This is a genomic window from Streptomyces sp. WG5 (assembly GCF_049974565.1).
Classification (GTDB): domain Bacteria; phylum Actinomycetota; class Actinomycetes; order Streptomycetales; family Streptomycetaceae; genus Streptomyces.
Genome location: NZ_JBNGGC010000015.1, coordinates 129,601 through 146,326, shown reverse-complemented (window position 1 = coordinate 146,326; position 16,726 = coordinate 129,601). Strand labels below are relative to the sequence as shown.

General features: G+C 70.8%; 15 protein-coding genes and 2 pseudogenes. 7 read left to right on the top strand and 10 right to left on the bottom strand.

The window, feature by feature from the left end; translation table 11 throughout:
• Window positions 1-104: 104 nt before the first annotated feature.
• From galT to ACP4IX_RS18155, 4 genes are all read left to right on the top strand, one after another.
• Window positions 105-1,166 carry a galactose-1-phosphate uridylyltransferase gene (gene galT, locus ACP4IX_RS18170; protein WP_426521212.1) on the top strand — a complete coding sequence of 354 codons (1,062 nt, stop codon included), beginning with the start codon at window positions 105-107 and terminating at the stop codon, window positions 1,164-1,166.
• Window positions 1,163-2,125, top strand: a complete 963-nt coding sequence (galE, locus tag ACP4IX_RS18165) for a UDP-glucose 4-epimerase GalE (RefSeq protein WP_426521214.1) — start codon at window positions 1,163-1,165, stop codon at window positions 2,123-2,125. Before galT ends, galE begins: the two co-directional genes overlap by 4 nt.
• Window positions 2,126-2,159: 34 nt before the next feature.
• Complete coding sequence (gene galK / locus ACP4IX_RS18160) at window positions 2,160-3,323, top strand: galactokinase (RefSeq protein WP_426556093.1); 1,164 nt, start codon at window positions 2,160-2,162, stop codon at window positions 3,321-3,323.
• 64 nt (window positions 3,324-3,387) lie between these two features.
• Complete coding sequence (locus ACP4IX_RS18155) at window positions 3,388-3,522, top strand: hypothetical protein (RefSeq protein WP_426556092.1); 135 nt, start codon at window positions 3,388-3,390, stop codon at window positions 3,520-3,522.
• A gap of 5 nt (window positions 3,523-3,527) precedes the next feature.
• On the opposite strand, the gene ACP4IX_RS18150 is transcribed toward ACP4IX_RS18155, so the two are convergent.
• A complete protein-coding gene (locus ACP4IX_RS18150; protein WP_426556091.1) occupies window positions 3,528-3,995 on the bottom strand; it encodes a GNAT family N-acetyltransferase in 468 nt (155 codons plus the stop codon).
• Window positions 3,996-4,301: 306 nt separating this feature from the next.
• Between ACP4IX_RS18150 and ACP4IX_RS18145 the strand changes: the two genes are divergently transcribed.
• Window positions 4,302-5,072 (top strand): LuxR C-terminal-related transcriptional regulator, encoded by a 771-nt coding sequence (locus ACP4IX_RS18145; RefSeq protein WP_426521222.1) that lies wholly within the window; start codon window positions 4,302-4,304, stop codon window positions 5,070-5,072.
• On the opposite strand, the gene tamR is transcribed toward ACP4IX_RS18145, so the two are convergent.
• Window positions 5,031-5,528, bottom strand: coding sequence for a MarR family transcriptional regulator TamR (gene tamR / locus ACP4IX_RS18140; RefSeq protein WP_351388917.1), 498 nt, complete (start codon window positions 5,526-5,528; stop codon window positions 5,031-5,033). The two genes, ACP4IX_RS18145 and tamR, sit on opposite strands and share 42 nt — an antisense overlap.
• Before the next feature lie 121 nt (window positions 5,529-5,649).
• Between tamR and ACP4IX_RS18135 the strand changes: the two genes are divergently transcribed.
• Entirely contained in the window at window positions 5,650-6,486 is an 837-nt protein-coding gene (locus tag ACP4IX_RS18135; RefSeq protein WP_426521224.1) for a trans-aconitate 2-methyltransferase, read from the top strand.
• A gap of 34 nt (window positions 6,487-6,520) precedes the next feature.
• On the opposite strand, the pseudogene ACP4IX_RS18130 reads toward ACP4IX_RS18135, so the two are convergent.
• From ACP4IX_RS18130 to ACP4IX_RS18120, 3 genes and pseudogenes are all read right to left on the bottom strand, one after another.
• Window positions 6,521-6,673 (bottom strand): annotated as a pseudogene (locus ACP4IX_RS18130) (CoA transferase); the annotation flags it as partial.
• A 23-nt stretch (window positions 6,674-6,696) separates the two neighbouring features.
• A complete protein-coding gene (locus tag ACP4IX_RS18125; protein ID WP_310872965.1) occupies window positions 6,697-7,374 on the bottom strand; it encodes a TetR/AcrR family transcriptional regulator in 678 nt (225 codons plus the stop codon).
• On the bottom strand, window positions 7,371-8,384 hold the full coding sequence (locus ACP4IX_RS18120) for an acyl-CoA desaturase (protein ID WP_426521227.1): 1,014 nt from the start codon (window positions 8,382-8,384) through the stop codon (window positions 7,371-7,373). Before ACP4IX_RS18120 ends, ACP4IX_RS18125 begins: the two co-directional genes overlap by 4 nt.
• A 311-nt stretch (window positions 8,385-8,695) precedes the next feature.
• Here ACP4IX_RS18120 and ppc point away from each other — a divergent pair, with 311 nt between their 5' ends.
• Window positions 8,696-11,431: a phosphoenolpyruvate carboxylase gene (gene ppc / locus ACP4IX_RS18115; protein WP_426521229.1), complete on the top strand. Its 2,736-nt coding sequence runs from the start codon at window positions 8,696-8,698 to the stop codon at window positions 11,429-11,431.
• A gap of 89 nt (window positions 11,432-11,520) precedes the next feature.
• Here the strand turns inward: ppc and ACP4IX_RS18110 are convergent.
• The 5 genes and pseudogenes from ACP4IX_RS18110 to glmU form a co-directional block, all read right to left on the bottom strand.
• Window positions 11,521-12,066 (bottom strand): annotated as a pseudogene (locus ACP4IX_RS18110) (hypothetical protein).
• A 152-nt stretch (window positions 12,067-12,218) separates the two neighbouring features.
• Window positions 12,219-12,815: an aminoacyl-tRNA hydrolase gene (pth, locus tag ACP4IX_RS18105; protein WP_426556090.1), complete on the bottom strand. Its 597-nt coding sequence runs from the start codon at window positions 12,813-12,815 to the stop codon at window positions 12,219-12,221.
• 100 nt (window positions 12,816-12,915) lie between these two features.
• Window positions 12,916-13,506, bottom strand: a complete 591-nt coding sequence (locus tag ACP4IX_RS18100) for a 50S ribosomal protein L25/general stress protein Ctc (protein ID WP_426521233.1) — start codon at window positions 13,504-13,506, stop codon at window positions 12,916-12,918.
• A 219-nt stretch (window positions 13,507-13,725) separates the two neighbouring features.
• Window positions 13,726-14,700 carry a ribose-phosphate diphosphokinase gene (locus ACP4IX_RS18095; protein ID WP_426521235.1) on the bottom strand — a complete coding sequence of 325 codons (975 nt, stop codon included), beginning with the start codon at window positions 14,698-14,700 and terminating at the stop codon, window positions 13,726-13,728.
• A 132-nt stretch (window positions 14,701-14,832) separates the two neighbouring features.
• Complete coding sequence (gene glmU, locus ACP4IX_RS18090) at window positions 14,833-16,281, bottom strand: bifunctional UDP-N-acetylglucosamine diphosphorylase/glucosamine-1-phosphate N-acetyltransferase GlmU (protein ID WP_426556089.1); 1,449 nt, start codon at window positions 16,279-16,281, stop codon at window positions 14,833-14,835.
• Window positions 16,282-16,726: the final 445 nt, after the last annotated feature.

Here is a 16,726-nt window from a genome sequence, read left to right as displayed (position 1 = left end):
CTTTGTTTGATTGTGATGATCGGCCTGGCTGGTGAGTTGTGACGTGTTATGTTTGATTGTGTTGGAGTGGTTGCGTGCGGATGCAGGTGTAGAGGAGTCCGGCAGTGAAGAAGACCTCGACCCGGCTGGCCGACGGTCGCGAGCTCGTCCACTACGACCTGCGCGACGACACCGTGCGGGACGCCGTGGACCGCCGTCCGCTGGAGCGGACCGTCACCACCTCCGAGGTCCGCCGCGACCCGCTGCTCGGCGACTCGGTCGCCGTCGCCTCGCACCGCCAGGGCCGCACCTACCACCCGCCGGCCGACGAATGCCCCCTGTGCCCCTCGCAGGGCGAGCGGCTGAGCGAGATCCCGGACTCGTCGTACGACGTGGTGGTCTTCGAGAACCGCTTCCCCTCGCTGGCCGGCGACTCCGGCCGCTGCGAGGTCGTCTGCTTCACCTCCGACCACAACGCCTCCTTCGCCGACCTGAGCGAGGAGCAGGCCCGCCTGGTGCTGGACGCCTGGACGGACCGCACGGCGGAGCTCTCCCACCTGCCCTCCGTCGAGCAGGTGTTCTGCTTCGAGAACCGGGGCGCCGAGATCGGCGTGACGCTGGGCCACCCGCACGGGCAGATCTACGCCTACCCGTTCACCACCCCCCGCACCGCCCTGATGCTCCGCTCACTCGCCGCGCACAAGGAGGCGACGGGCGGGGAGAACCTGTTCGACACGGTCCTGGCCGAGGAGCTGGCCGGTGAGCGGGTCGTCCTGGAGAGCGAGCACTGGGCCGCCTTCGTGCCGTACGCCGCGCACTGGCCGTACGAGGTGCACCTCTACCCCAAGCGCCGGGTGCCCGACCTGCTCGGGCTCGACGAGGCGGCCCGCACAGAGTTCCCCCAGGTCTATCTGGAACTCTTGAGGCGCTTCGACCGGATCTTCGGCACCGGTGAGCCTCCGACGCCGTACATCGCGGCCTGGCACCAGGCCCCGTTCGGGCAGCTGGAGGACTTCGAGGGCGTGACGCGGGACGACTTCGCGCTGCACCTCGAGCTTTTCACCATTCGCCGGACATCGGGCAAGCTGAAGTTCCTCGCGGGCTCCGAGTCCGGCATGAACGTGTTCATCAACGACGTGCCCCCGGAGCGCGCGGCCGAGCGACTGCGAGAGGTAGCGAGTTCATGAGCGGGAAGTACCTGGTGACGGGCGGGGCCGGTTACGTCGGCAGTGTGGTCGCCCAGCATCTGCTGGAGGCCGGCCACGAGGTCGTCGTCCTCGACAACCTCTCGACGGGCTTCCGCGAGGGGGTACCGGCGGGTGCCTCGTTCATCGAGGGCGACATCCGCGACGCCGCCAAGTGGCTGGACCCGTCGTACGACGGCGTCCTGCACTTCGCCGCCTTCTCGCAGGTCGGCGAGTCGGTCGTGAAGCCCGAGAAGTACTGGGACAACAACGTCGGCGGCACCATGGCCCTGCTGGAGGCGATGCGCACGGCGGGCGTGACCCGCCTCGTCTTCTCCTCCACGGCCGCCACCTACGGCGAGCCGGACCAGGTCCCGATCGTCGAGACCGCGCCGACGAAGCCCACCAACCCGTACGGCGCGTCCAAGCTCGCCGTCGACCACATGATCACCGGCGAGGCGGCGGCCCACGGCCTGGGCGCGGTGTCGCTGCGCTACTTCAACGTCGCGGGCGCGTACGGCCAGTACGGCGAGCGCCACGACCCCGAGTCCCACCTCATCCCGCTGGTCCTCCAGGTGGCCCAGGGCAGGCGCGAGGCGATCTCCGTCTACGGCGACGACTACCCGACGCCCGACGGCACCTGCGTCCGCGACTACATCCACGTCGCCGACCTGGCCGACGCCCACCTGCTCGCCCTCGACGCGGCCGCCCCCGGCGAGCACCTCATCTGCAACCTGGGCAACGGCAACGGCTTCTCCGTCCGCGAGGTCGTCGAGACCGTCCGCCAGGTCACCGGCCACCCGATCCCCGAGGTCGTGGCCCCCCGCCGGGGCGGCGACCCGGCGGTCCTGGTCGCCTCGGCGGACACGGCCCGCGAGAAACTGGGCTGGAACCCGTCGCGCGCGGACCTCGCGGGGATCGTGGCGGACGCGTGGGAGTTCGCGCAGCAGCGCGCGAAGTAGACCGTAGGTACGGAAAAGGGCGAGGGGTCAGGGCATGAGCGAGGCTGTCGCAGCAGCTGTCGGCGAGCGGTTCCGGGAGCTGTACGGATCGGAGCCCGAGGGGGTGTGGGCGGCGCCGGGCCGGGTCAACCTCATCGGCGAGCACACCGACTACAACGACGGCTTCGTCATGCCGTTCGCCCTGCCGCACACCGCGGTCGCGGCGGTCTCCCGGCGCGACGACGGCGTCCTGCGCCTGCACTCGGCGGACATCGCGGCCGGCCCCGTCGAGCTGCGCGTCGCGGACCTCACCCCCGAGGCGGACCGGTCCTGGACCGCGTACCCCTCGGGCGTCGTCTGGGCGCTGCGCGAGGCCGGCCACGAGCTGACCGGCGCCGACATCCACCTGGCGTCCACGGTCCCGTCCGGCGCGGGCCTGTCCTCCTCGGCGGCCCTGGAGATCGTCGTCGCCCTCGCCCTGAACGACCTCTACTCCCTCGGCCTGCGCGGCTGGCAGCTGGCCCGCCTCTGCCAGCGCGCCGAGAACATCTACGTCGGCGCCCCCGTCGGCATCATGGACCAGACCGCCTCGGCGTGCTGCGAGGCCGGGCACGCCCTCTTCCTCGACACCCGCGACCTCTCCCAGCGCCAGATCCCCTTCGACCTCGCCGCCGAGGGCATGCGCCTCCTCGTCGTCGACACCCAGGTCAAGCACTCCCACAGCGAGGGCGAGTACGGCAAACGCCGCGCGGGCTGCGAGAAGGGCGCCGCGCTGCTCGGCGTCAACGCACTGCGCGACGTGGCCTACGGGGAGCTCGACGCGGCCCTGGAGCGCCTGGCCGACGACGAGGAGGTACGCCGCCTGGTCCGGCACGTCGTCACGGAGGACGAGCGCGTCGAACGCGTCGTGTCCCTGCTGGAGTCCGGCGACACCCGCGCCATCGGCCCCGTCCTCGTCGAGGGCCACACCTCCCTCCGCGACGACTTCCGCATCTCCTGCCCCGAACTCGACCTGGTCGTCGACACCGCCCTCGCCTCCGGCGCCCTCGGCGCCCGCATGACGGGCGGCGGCTTCGGCGGCTCGGCGATCGTCCTGACGGAGGCGGCCGACGTGGACGCCATCACGAAGGCGGTGGAGGAGGCGTTCGCTTCGGCGGGCTTCACGGCGCCCCGGGTGTTCGAGGCGGTGCCTTCGGCGGGGGCGCGGCGGGTGGGGTGAAGCCGCGGGCGGCGGTACCGGAGCCCGGTGCTGCCGCCCCGGCGGCGGTGCCGGCAAGCACCCGGTGGTCCGGGTCCACGGACTCGACCCCGTCTCCAAGACGTACGACCTGACCGGCACCCCTCGCGAGCTGCTCAAGCTCGGCGTGCCGTACGACATCGACATCGACGTCACCCCGGACGCGCTCGACGCGTTCTGAACGCCTCAGGCCGACTGCCGGCTCAGCCGCTTGGTCAGCGTGTACTCCGTGATCCCCGGCGGATAGTCGGGAATCACGCACACCACCTCGTAGCCGTGTCCCGTGTAGAAGGCCGGTGCCTGGAAGTCCCAGGTCTCCACGCGGGACGCCGCGCAGCCCCGTTCCTCGCGAGCGCCTCGCTCCGCCTCCGCCAGCAGGGCCGACCCCAGGCCCGCGCCCCGGCACCGGTCGTCCACCCACAGGTACGTCACGTGCAGCCAGCTCGCCCAGGTGTGGCCGACCAGGCCGCCCGCCAGGCCGCCGGTCTCGTCCAGCGCCCAGACGTGCAGCGGGAATTCGCGTTCGTGAGGGGTGCCGCGCAGTGACCGCAGGATGGGGGAGGCCGCCGTGTTCGTCTCCCGCAGGCGGGTGCGCAGCAGATCACGCCGTGCTTTGTCGACTTCTGTCACAAGACGAAACATGCGGCTCACCATAAACGCGCCGGGCTGTCAGTTCTGCAAATAGCCTTCCGCTCCCGGCGCCCGCCCGTACTCTGATGAGCAGCATCGGTGGGGGCCGGTGCCGTTCAGGGGGCGAGACAGCCGGGTACGGCGCCCGGGGCGGGGGTAGCGATCAGTGCACGGCGGCGGCCGTGCGGCTGCGGCGACCTGTCCCGGAGTACCGAGTGCACAGCTGGATACGGGGCTTCGGGCGTCGTACCCGTGCCGGTGTCGTCTTCCGAGGATGGACAGACGATGGGTGATCCCCTGCTCCTCCAGGAGCGTGGGGGAGGGGGTTTCGTGGTTCGTATCCGAGTCCTGGTCGTCGATGACCACCGGATCTTCGCCGAGTCGCTCGCCGCCGCCCTGGCCGCCGAGCCCGACGTCGACGTCTCCGCGGCGGGCAGCGGCCCGGCCGCGCTGCGCTGCCTGGAGCGGGCCGCGTCCGAGGGGCGGCGGTACGACGTGCTGCTCGTCGACGCCGACCTGGGGGGCCACGCGCCCGGCGCACGGCCGGCCGCCGTGCCCGTACGGGACGGCAACGAGGACGGGCTGGTCGACGGCATCTCGCTGGTCGCCGGGGTGCGAGCGGGGCAGCCGGGCGTACGGACCGTGGTCCTCGCCGAGAAGGACGACCCCCGGCGGGCAGCCCTCGCGCTGGGCGCCGGCGCCTCCGGGTGGGTGGCCAAGGACTGCTCCCTGTCGCGGCTGCTCAACGTCATACGGGGTGTCCTGCGCGACGAGACGCACCTGCCGCCCGCCCTGCTCACCGGCGTCCTGCGCGAACTGACCGCCGCCCGCAAGCACCGCACCGAGAGCGAACGGCTGGTGGAGTCGCTGACCCCGCGGGAGCGGGAGGTGCTGCGCTGCATGGTCGCCGGGCTCGGGCGCAAGGCCGTCGCCGAGCGGCTGTACCTGTCCCCGCACACCGTGCGGACCCACATGCAGAACGTCCTCGGCAAGCTGGGCGTCCACTCCACCCTCGCCGCCGTGGCGCTCGCCAGGAGGGCCGGGGTGGGTCCGGCGGACCTAACCGGGGATGTTGTCGAACGGGGCGGTCAGTTGGCGTAGCAGCGCGGCCAGTTCGCCCCGCTGGGCGCGGGAGAGTTCGGCCAGGATGGCGCGCTCCTGGGCGAGCAGGCCCGCCAGCGACTGGTCGGCGCGGTCGCGGCCCTCGTCCGTGAGCCGGACCAGTACGCCGCGCCGGTCGCTCGGGTCGGGCAGACGCTCCACCAGGCCCTTCTTGGCCAGGCGGTCGATACGGTTGGTCATCGTGCCCGAGGTGACCAGAGTCTGGGTGAGGAGCTGCCCCGGCGAGAGCTGGTACGGGGTGCCCGCGCGGCGCAGCGCCGTCAGGACGTCGAACTCCCACGGCTCCAGATGGTGTTCCGAGAAGGCCAGGCGGCGTGCGCGGTCCAGGTGCCGGGCGAGCCTGCTGACCCGGCTCAGCACCTCGAGCGGTTCCACGTCGAGGTCCGGGCGCTCCCGGCGCCACGCTGCGACCAGCCGATCGACCTCGTCCTCCATGACGATCAGTGTAGTGGTTGTGTCGATGTGAAGTCTCTTGATGTCAACTGTCTTGACGACGAGAGAGTCTCCGGGTGACGCTGGGTACCCGGCCCGGACCACCGGCATCCTGGAGGCCCCCATGCCCGCCACCGCCCCCACCTGGGACCCCGCCCAGTACCTCCGCCACGCAGGCCCACGGGCCCGCCCCTTCGGCGACCTCCTCTCCCGCGTCCCCGACCTGCCCGGCGACCCGCCCCGCATCGCCGACCTCGGCTGCGGCCCCGGCAACGTCACCGTCCTGCTCGCCGACCGCTGGCCCACCGCCCGCATCACCGGCTACGACAACTCGCCCCAGATGCTCGAACGGGCCCAGGAGCACGCCGGCCCCACACCCGGCGGCGGCCACCTCGACTTCGCCCCGGCCGACGCCCGCACCTGGACCCCCGACGAGCCGTACGACCTCCTCGTCAGCAACGCCACCCTCCAGTGGATCCCCCACCACGTCGAGCGCTTCCCCGACTGGACCGACCGTCTTGCCCCCGGCGGCACCCTCGCCTTCCAGGTACCCGGCAACTTCGACGCCCCCAGCCACCGCCTGATGCGCGAACTCGCCCACTCCCCGCGCTGGCGGAACCACCTCGCCGGCGTCCTGCGCCACGACGACGCCGTCCTCACCCCCGAGGCCTACCTCGCCCACCTCACCGCCGCCGGCTGCACCGCCGACGTGTGGGAGACGACGTACGTCCACCTGCTGCCCGGCGAGGACGCCGTACTGGACTGGGTGAAGGGGACGGGCCTGCGGCCTGTACTCACCGCGCTCGACGACGACCCCGAGGCCCGCGACGCGTTCGTCGAGGAGTACCGGACCGTGCTGCGCGCCGCCTACCCCGCCGGGGCGCACGGCACGCCGTTCCCCTTCCGCCGCGTCTTCGCCGTCGCCCGGAAGGGCGGGAAGGAAGGGCCGCCGAGCCGGTGACCGGCGGCACGGCCGGTCACGCCACACCCTCCGCGACACGGCTGTCGTAGGAGCGGGCGAAACCACCCGTCCCGGGACGCTCCACCTTGATCACGCGCGCGCCGAGGTCGGCCAGCTGACGGCCGGCGCAGGGAGCGGCGATCGCCTGTTCGAGTGAGACGACGGTGATTCCGCGCAGCGGCTGCACGGGCTCCGGTCTCCGGTTCGGTCCTAGCTCTTCCGGTGCCCTATCAGCCGGGGCTTCGGCTCCAGGCCGTCCAGCCCGTGCCACGCCAGGTTCACCAGGTGCGCCGCCACCTCCGCCTTCTTCGGCTTGCGCACGTCCAGCCACCACTGCCCGGTCAGCGCCACCATGCCGACCAGCGCCTGCGCGTACAGCGGGGCCAGCTTGGCGTCGAAACCGCGGTTCTTGAACTCGCGGCCCAGGATGTCCTCCACCTGGGTGGCGATGTCCGAGATGAGCGACGCGAAGGAGCCCGTCGACTGCGGGATGGGCGAGTCGCGGACCAGGATGCGGAAGCCGTCCGTGTACTCCTCGATGTAGTCCAGGAGGGCGAAGGCCGCCTGCTCGCACAGCTCACGCGGATGCCCGGCGGTCAGGGAACTGGTCACCATGTCCAGCAGCCGCCGCATCTCACGGTCCACCACCACCGCGTACAGCCCCTCCTTGCCGCCGAAATGCTCGTACACCACCGGCTTGGACACCCCGGCCTTCGCCGCGATCTCCTCCACCGACGTGCCCTCGAAACCCTTTGCCGCGAACAGCGTGCGACCGATCTCCAGCAGCTGCTGGCGCCGCTCGGCACCGGTCATCCGGGTGCGGCGTGCGCGCCGGGGCTTCTCATTGCTCGGGGTGCTGCTGGAGTCGGTCGCCACGCCGACCATCATGCCGCCTCGACGGTATCCGTCCGGCGGCGGGAGCCGCCTTGGTCCGTGTTACGGCGGGAATCGATACGCGAGCGTGACGGCCACCGCACGTCGTACGCCCACCCGAACTGCTCGAACCAGCGGATCAGACGGGCGGACGAGTCCAGTTGCCCGCGCATCACACCGTGCCGCGCCGAGGTGGGGTCGGCGTGGTGCAGGTTGTGCCAGGACTCGCCGCAGGACAGCACCGCCAGCCACCACACGTTGCCCGAACGGTCCCGCGACTTGAACGGGCGCTTGCCGACCGCGTGGCAGATCGAGTTGATCGACCAGGTGACATGGTGCAGCAACGCCACCCGGACGAGTGAGCCCCAGAAGAAGCCGGTGAACGCCCCCCACCAGGACATCGTCACCAGCCCGCCGATCAGCGCCGGCAGGGCCAGGGACAGCGCCGTCCACCAGATGAACTGGCGGGAGATCGCACGGAGCACCGGGTCCTTGATCAGATCCGGGGCGTACTTGTCCTGCGGGGTCTGCTCCTCGTCGAACATCCATGCGATGTGCGCCCACCACAGGCCCTTCATCAGCGCCGGCACCGTCTCGCCGTACCGCCACGGTGAATGCGGATCGCCCTCGTCGTCGGAGAACTTGTGATGCTTGCGGTGGTCGGCCACCCAGCGGACCAGCGGCCCCTCCACCGCCATCGAACCCGCGATCGCCAACGCGATCTTCAGCGGACGCTTCGCCTTGAAGGAGCCGTGGGTGAAGTGGCGGTGGAAGCCGATGGTGATGCCGTGGCAGCCCAGGAAGTAGAAGAAGACCAGCAGGCCCACGTCCAGCCAGCTCACGCCCCATCCCCACGCCAGCGGCACCGCCGCCACCAGCGCGAGGAACGGAACGATGATGAACAGCAGCAGCGTGATCTGCTCCAGGGACCGCTTCTGTTCACCACCCAGCGTGGCGGAGGGCGCGGACGTGCCGTCGGAAGGCGGCTGCGGAGCGTCTGGGATCACATCGGAACTCGTGGTCATGCGCGTCCCCTGTGGGATCGAGGGTGGGGTCGGGGTTGTGGGGCTGTGTCCGGTGCCGGGTTCCGGAAACCGGGCACCGTATTCCTACGGTTCCGTAACCTACGGCGACGTAAGTATGGCAGCGCGTCACGCCGCGGCAAGAGCCCGAAACCCTGCGCGTCCCGGCCGACACCTATCCTGGACTCGGTCGGACAGCGCGGTCCGCTCTGATTTCTTCCCGGACGTCCGGCCCGGTAAGCGGCACCCGCCGCGCGAGACGGCCGTCCGGGTCCCCTCCCAGACGAGCTTCAACACTGCAAGGAGCCGCACCTGTGAGCAGTGCCGACGACCAGACCACCACGACGACCGGCAGCGAGCTGCGCGCCGACATCCGCCGACTGGGTGATCTCCTCGGAGAGACCCTCGTCCGGCAGGAAGGCCCTGAACTGCTGGAACTCGTCGAGAAGGTACGCCGACTCACCCGAGAGGACGGCGAGGCCGCCGCCGAGCTGCTGCGCGGCACCGAACTGCAGACCGCGGCCAAGCTGGTCCGCGCCTTCTCCACCTACTTCCACCTCGCCAACGTCACCGAACAGGTCCACCGCGGCCGCGAACTCGGCGCCAAGCGCGCCGCCGAGGGCGGACTGCTCGCCCGGACGGCCGACCGCCTGAAGGACGCCGACCCCGAGCACCTGCGCGACACCGTCCGCAACCTCAACGTCCGGCCCGTCTTCACCGCACACCCCACCGAAGCCGCCCGCCGCTCCGTCCTCAACAAGCTGCGCCGCATCGCCGCCCTCCTGGACACCCCGGTCAACGAGTCCGACCGGCGCCGCCTCGACACCCGCCTCGCCGAGAACATCGACCTCGTGTGGCAGACCGACGAACTCCGCGTCGTCCGCCCCGAGCCCGCCGACGAGGCCCGCAACGCCATCTACTACCTGGACGAACTCCACGCCGGCGCCGTCGGCGACGTCCTCGAGGACCTGACCGCCGAGCTGGAACGCGCCGGCGTCAAGCTCCCCGACGACACCCGCCCCCTCACCTTCGGCACCTGGATCGGCGGCGACCGCGACGGCAACCCCAACGTCACCCCCCAGGTCACCTGGGACGTCCTCATCCTCCAGCACGAACACGGCATCAACGACGCCCTGGAGATGATCGACGAGCTGCGCGGCTTCCTCTCCAACTCCATCCGCTACGCCGGCGCCACCGAGGAACTCCTGGCCTCCCTCCAGACCGACCTGGAACTGCTCCCCGAGATCAGCCCCCGCTACAAGCGCCTCAACGCGGAGGAGCCCTACCGGCTCAAGGCCACCTGCATCCGGCAGAAGCTGGAGAACACCAAGGAGCGCCTCGCCAAGGGCACCCCCCACCAGCCCGGCCGCGACTACCTCGGCACCGCACAGCTCCTGGACGACCTGCGGCTCGTCCAGACCTCCCTGCGCGAGCACCGCGGCAGCCTCTTCGCCGACGGCCGCCTCGCCCGCACCATCCGCACCCTCGCCGCCTTCGGCCTCCAGCTCGCCACCATGGACGTCCGCGAACACGCCGACGCCCACCACCACGCCCTCGGCCAGCTCTTCGACCGGCTCGGCGAGGAATCCTGGCGCTACGCCGACATGCCCCGCGAGTACCGCACCAAGCTCCTCGCCAAGGAGCTGAGGTCGCGCAGGCCCCTGGCCCCCACCCCCGCGCCCGTCGACGCCGCCGGCGAGAAGACCCTCGGCGTCTTCCAGACCGTCAAGCGCGCCCTGGAGGTCTTCGGCCCCGAGGTCATCGAGTCCTACATCATCTCCATGTGCCAGGGCGCCGACGACGTCTTCGCCGCGGCGGTGCTCGCCCGCGAGGCCGGCCTCATCGACCTGCACGCCGGCTGGGCCAGGATCGGCATCGTGCCGCTCCTGGAGACCACCGACGAGCTGAAGGCCGCCGACACCATCCTCGAGGACCTCCTCGCCGACCCCTCCTACCGGCGCCTGGTCGCCCTGCGCGGCGACGTCCAGGAGGTCATGCTCGGCTACTCCGACTCCTCCAAGTTCGGCGGCATCACCACCAGCCAGTGGGAGATCCACCGCGCCCAGCGCCGCCTGCGCGACGTCGCCCACCGCTACGGCGTACGCCTGCGCCTCTTCCACGGCCGCGGCGGCACCGTCGGCCGCGGCGGCGGCCCCACCCACGACGCGATCCTCGCCCAGCCTTGGGGCACCCTGGAGGGCGAGATCAAGGTCACCGAGCAGGGCGAGGTCATCTCCGACAAGTACCTCATCCCCGCGCTGGCCAGGGAGAACCTGGAACTGACCGTCGCCGCCACCCTCCAGGCCTCCGCCCTGCACACCGCACCCCGCCAGTCCGACGAGGCCCTCGCCCGCTGGGACGCCGCCATGGACGCCGTCTCCGACGCCGCCCACACGGCCTACCGCGAGCTGGTCGAGGACCCCGACCTGCCGACGTACTTCCTGGCCTCCACGCCGGTCGACCAGCTCGCCGACCTGCACCTGGGGTCGCGGCCCTCCCGCCGCCCCGGCTCGGGCGTCTCGCTCGACGGACTGCGCGCCATCCCGTGGGTGTTCGGCTGGACCCAGTCCCGGCAGATCGTCCCCGGCTGGTACGGCGTCGGCTCCGGCCTCAAGGCGCTGCGCGAGGCCGGCCTGGACAGCGTCCTCGACGAGATGCACCAGGAGTGGCACTTCTTCCGCAACTTCATCTCCAACGTCGAGATGACCCTCGCCAAGACCGACCTGCGCATCGCCCAGCACTACGTCGACACCCTCGTCCCCGACGAGCTCAAGCACGTCTTCGACCGGATCAAGGCCGAGCACGAGCTCACCGTCGCCGAGGTCCTGCGCGTCACCGGCGAGACCGAACTGCTCGACGCCGACCCCGTCCTCAAGCAGACGTTCACCATCCGCGACGCCTACCTGGACCCCATCTCCTACCTCCAGGTGGCCCTCCTCGGCCGCCAGCGCGAAGCCGCCGCCGCCGGTGAGGAAGCCGACCCGCTGCTCGCCCGAGCCCTGCTCCTCACGGTCAACGGCGTCGCCGCGGGCCTGCGCAACACCGGCTGACCCGCACCCCCGCACACACGACGGTGCCCCCGCGCTCACCAGTCGAGCGCGGGGGCACCGTCACGTCGTGGGACGCAGCGGCCGGAGACTCACACCGCGAAGAACGCCGCCGTCAGCAACCCCGCACCCGACCCGGCCATCACCCACGCCGCCCGCGTCCGCCGCAGACCGCCCGCCACCACCACCGACGCCAGCAGCTGGGGGCACCTCCCAGGCCGTCAAGGCACTGGGGGAGCGCCACCCAACGGCACCCACGCGTACAGCACCCCGGCCGGGCCCGAACGCACCACGCCGTCACCGCCGGGCTTCACCACCACCGAGTACGTCCGCCCCTGCGCCACGGCGACCGAGTCCTCGAAGACGACCCGCTCCCGCGCCTGCGACCCCGCCGACACCGGCGAATACGGCCCACTGCACGAACCCCCGCCGCACCGCGTCACCTCGACCGTGCCCTGCTCCCGGCCCTTGGTCAGCAGCACGTGCTGCGCCGTACCCCAGGACGCCCACACACCCGCGATCAGGATCAGCGCGGTGACCGTCCCCATCGCCGCGACCCGGCCGAACCGCAGCACGGCGCGCGAGGCCCGACGGGGACGGGCAGCGGCGGCGGCTGAGGCAGGCATGGCCGGGACCATTGGCCATACCCGCGCGCCCGGTCAACTCACGCCCGCACCATCGACGGACAAGCCGGGAGTTGTACGACGGGCAGGGCCGGGAGTTCCGCAGCAGGCGACGCCCGGCAGGACACGTCGGGAGCCGTCCAACGGACCACGCGCGTCAGGACGCGTCAGGAGTTGTACGCGCTCTGCGCCCGCTCCAGCCCCTCGATCACCAGGGCCTCCACCGCGTCCGCGGCCCGGTCCACGAAGTAGTCCAGCTCCTTGCGCTCCGTCGACGAGAAGTCCCGCAGCACGAAGTCCGCCACCGGCATCCGCCCCGGGGGCCGGCCGATCCCGAACCGCACCCGGTGGTAGTCCGGGCCCAGCGCCTTCGTGATCGACTTCAGCCCGTTGTGCCCGTTGTCCCCGCCGCCCAGCTTCAGCCGCAGCACGCCGTAGTCGATGTCCAACTCGTCGTGGACCGCCACGATGTGGGAGACCGGCACCTTGTAGAAGTCGCGCAGCGCCGTCACCGGCCCGCCCGACACGTTCATGAACGACATCGGCTTCGCCAGGATCACCCGCCGGCCGGCCGGCCCCGGCGGCCCGATCCGCCCCTCAACCACCTGCGCCTGCGCCTTGCCGTGCCGCTTGAACCGCGCCCCGACCCGCTCCGCCAGCAGATCCGCCACCATGAAACCGACGTTGTGCCGGTTCGAGGCGTACTCGGGGCCCGGATTGCCGAGACCGGCCACCAGCCAGGGCGCACCCGTGTCCGTCGTCACGTCCGTGTCTCCTTCGTCTCCATCGGACCCGTCACCTGCATACGCGTCGGCCGCTGCCCCGGACGGGAACAGCGGCCGACCACACGTTGACCGTAGAGGATCAGGCCCCGGCGGCCTCGTCGCCCGCGCCCTCGGCGGGGGCCTCCTCGGCCTGCGCCGACAGCACCTGCAGGACCACGGTGTCACCGTCGACGTCCAGCTTCACACCGGACGGCAGCGCGATGTCCTTGGCGTGGATCGAGGCACCGGCCTCCAGACCCGCCACCGACACCGTCACCTGCTGCGGGATGTGCGTGGCCTCGGCCTCGACCGGCAGCGCGTCCAGGACGTACTCCAGCAGGAAGCCGCCCGGGGCCAGCTCGCCCTCGGCCTGCACCGGGATCTCGACCGACACGGTCTCACCGCGCGTCACCAGCTGCAGGTCGACGTGCTCCAGGAAGCCCTTGATCGGGTCACGCTGGACCGACTTCGGGATCGCCAGCTCGTTGGTCTTGCCGTCGATGTCCAGCGCGATCAGCACGTTGGAGGTACGCAGCGCGAGCAGCAGCTCGTGGCCCGGCAGGGTCAGGTGGATCGGGTCCGAACCGTGCCCGTACAGAACACCCGGAACCTTGTTGTCACGACGGATACGACGCGCTGCACCCTTGCCGAACTCGGTACGCGTCTCGGCGGTGAGCTTCACCTCGGACATGATCACTCCTCGTAGAAAGTAGACGGACGTGGTCACCCGGCCACGAACGGCCTGCTACGAAGAGCGCGTCGATTACGGACCGCCACACCCGCGAAACGGGCACGGCCTCCCTCGCCGAGCAACTTCGGCAGTCTACTCGGAGAGGGAGGCCGTACCCAAAACGATCTCTATGGAACGATCGTGCAGAACGGTTACTGCACGACGCTCACCCCACGACGCTCACTGCTCGTCGAACAGGCTCGTCACCGAACCGTCCTCGAACACCTCGCGCACCGCACGCGCGATCGTCGGCGCGATCGACAGCACCGTGATCTTGTCCAGCTCCAGCTCGTTCGGTGTCGGCAGCGTGTTCGTGAACACGAACTCACTCACCTTCGAGTTCTTCAGCCGGTCCGCCGCCGGACCCGACAGCACACCGTGCGTCGCCGTCACGATGACGTCCTCCGCACCGTGCGCGAACAGCGCGTCCGCCGCCGCGCAGATCGTGCCACCGGTGTCGATCATGTCGTCCACCAGGACGCAGATCCGGCCCTCCACCGAACCGACGACCTCGTGCACCGTCACCTGGTTCGCCACGTCCTTGTCGCGCCGCTTGTGCACGATCGCCAGCGGCGCGCCCAGCCGGTCGCACCACCGGTCCGCCACCCGCACCCGGCCCGCGTCCGGGGACACCACCGTCAGCTTCGACCGGTCCACCTTCGCGCCCACGTAGTCCGCGAGCAGCGGAAGCGCGAACAGGTGATCGACGGGACCGTCGAAGAAGCCCTGGATCTGGTCCGTGTGCAGATCCACGGTCAGGATCCGGTCAGCACCCGCCGTCTTCATCAGATCGGCGATCAGACGCGCCGAGATCGGTTCACGCCCCCGGTGCTTCTTGTCCTGCCGCGCGTAACCGTAGAACGGCACGATGACCGTGATGGAGCGGGCCGACGCACGCTTCAGAGCGTCGATCATGATCAACTGCTCCATGATCCACTTGTTGATCGGAGCCGTGTGGCTCTGGATCAAAAAGCAGTCCGCACCGCGCGCCGACTCCTGGTAGCGCACGTAGATCTCGCCGTTCGCGAAATCGAAGGCCTTCGTCGGGACGACCCCGACACCCAACTGCTGGGCGACCTCCTCGGCAAGCTCGGGGTGGGCGCGGCCGGAGAAGAACATCATCTTCTTCTCGCCGGTCGTCTTGATCCCGGTCACAGCACTTTCTCCTCAGAGGTTTCGCAGCTGAGCGTCACAGGCTCTTCCGGCTGGGTGCGGGAGGCGTCTCAGCTGGTGGGGTGCGGATGTGCACTTATCACGGTACGCCGTGTTCGGCGCGCCGGTTTCCGGTCAGCCTTCGCCGCCGGCCTCCCGGGACACCGCCTCGGCCGCCTTCGCCGCCGCGCTCCCCGGACGCTTCCGAGCCACCCAACCCTCGATATTCCGCTGCTGGCCCCGGGCCACGGCCAGCGAACCGGGCGGTACGTCCTTCGTGATCACCGACCCCGCGGCGGTGTACGCACCGTCCCCCACCGTGACAGGAGCCACAAACATGTTGTCCGAACCCGTGCGGCAGTGCGAACCGATCGTGGTGTGGTGCTTGTCCTGTCCGTCGTAGTTCACGAACACGCTTGCGGCACCGATGTTCGTGTACTCACCGATCGTCGCGTCACCCACATAGGAGAGGTGCGGGACCTTGGTCCCCTCGCCGATCGACGCGTTCTTCGTCTCGACGTACGCACCGATCTTCGCCTTCAGCCCCAGACGGGTACCGGGACGCAGATACGCGTACGGACCCACGGTCGTCTCGGGGCCGACCTCGGCACCGAGCGAGACCGTGTTGTCGACGCGTGCGCCGACACCCACGCGCGTGTCGGTGAGACGGGAGTTCGGGCCGACCTCGGACCCCTCGGACAGGTGCGTCGAGCCCAGCAGCTGCGTACCCGGGTGGACGATCACGTCCTGCTCGAAGGTCACCGTCACGTCGACCCACGTCGTCGCCGGGTCCACCACCGTCACGCCGGCCAGCATCGCGCCGGTCAGCAACCGGTCGTTGAGGATCCGGCGGGCCTCGGCGAGCTGCACCCGGTTGTTGATCCCCGCGATCTCCCGGTGGTCGCCGGCCACGGACGCGCCCACCCGGTGCCCGGCCTCACGCAGAATGCCGAGGACGTCCGTCAGGTACTCCTCACCCTGGCTGTTGTCCGTCCGCACCTTCCCCAGCGCGTCCGCGAGCAGCCGCCCGTCGAACGCGAACACACCCGAGTTGATCTCACGGATCGCCCGCTGCGACTCCGACGCGTCCTTGTGCTCCACGATCGCGGTCACGGCACCGGAGGCCCCGTCCCGCACGATCCGGCCGTACCCCGTCGCGTCCGGCACCTCCGCCGTCAGCACCGTCACGGCGTTCCCGTCGGCGGTGTGGGTGGCGGCGAGGGCCCGCAGCGTCCCACCGGTGAGGAGGGGAGTGTCACCGCAGACGACGACCACCGTCCCGTCCACGGCACCGCCCAGCGCCTCCAACCCCATCCGCACCGCGTGCCCGGTGCCGTTCTGCTGCTCCTGCACGGCGGTGCGTACGTCGGGGGCGACCTCGGCGAGGTGCGCGGTCACCTTCTCGCGGGCGTGCCCGACGACGACGACCAGGTCCTTGGGGTCCAGCTCACCGGCGGCGGCGAGCACGTGCCCCACGAGGGACCGGCCGCACAGCTCGTGCAGGACCTTGGGTGTGGCCGACTTCATACGGGTGCCCTCACCCGCTGCGAGAACGACGACGGCGGCCGGGCGAATGGCGCTCACGGGATGCCCTTCGGCTGAGGGGTGGGGGTGGACATCCGCAGGATACCGGGGTGGTTTGTGGGGGACATGAGTGCGGGCCCTGACGGAAAGGTCAGGGCCCGGACAGCAGCTCCCCCATCAGGATTTGAACCTGAACTTAAGGGACCAAAACCCTCAGTGCTGCCTGATTACACCATGGGGGATCAAACTCGACTGAACCGGACATTTAGCTGGGCCGCCGAGTCGGCACCCAACACTATGCCGTACCAGGCGCCCGCGATGCGACGGTACCGGTCGCCCTCTTGTCGCGGGCGCCGTGGCCGGCGAGGCGGGCCGGGCGGCCGTCCGGCCGGAATTCCTGCTTCCGGAGGTGAACGCCGAATGCCTCACCGGTTCGAGGGGTATCGCGTCGTATCGCTTGTCGAAAGTCGCCGGAAATGTGCCGCCCGCCGCCCGTAGGCTGGAG

Bases quoted from the DNA above. Each gene is read 5' to 3' on its own strand.
- ACP4IX_RS18135 (WP_426521224.1), top strand. From the start codon at position 5,650: ATGCCCGCCACCGCCCCCACCTGGGACCCCGCCCAGTACCTCCGCCAC.
- ACP4IX_RS18100 (WP_426521233.1), bottom strand. From the start codon at position 13,506: ATGTCCGAGGTGAAGCTCACCGCCGAGACGCGTACCGAGTTCGGCAAG.
- galE (WP_426521214.1), top strand. From the start codon at position 1,163: ATGAGCGGGAAGTACCTGGTGACGGGCGGGGCCGGTTACGTCGGCAGT.
- ACP4IX_RS18125 (WP_310872965.1), bottom strand. From the start codon at position 7,374: ATGATGGTCGGCGTGGCGACCGACTCCAGCAGCACCCCGAGCAATGAG.
- ACP4IX_RS18150 (WP_426556091.1), bottom strand. From the start codon at position 3,995: ATGGTGAGCCGCATGTTTCGTCTTGTGACAGAAGTCGACAAAGCACGG.
- ACP4IX_RS18120 (WP_426521227.1), bottom strand. From the start codon at position 8,384: ATGACCACGAGTTCCGATGTGATCCCAGACGCTCCGCAGCCGCCTTCC.
- tamR (WP_351388917.1), bottom strand. From the start codon at position 5,528: ATGGAGGACGAGGTCGATCGGCTGGTCGCAGCGTGGCGCCGGGAGCGC.
- galK (WP_426556093.1), top strand. From the start codon at position 2,160: ATGAGCGAGGCTGTCGCAGCAGCTGTCGGCGAGCGGTTCCGGGAGCTG.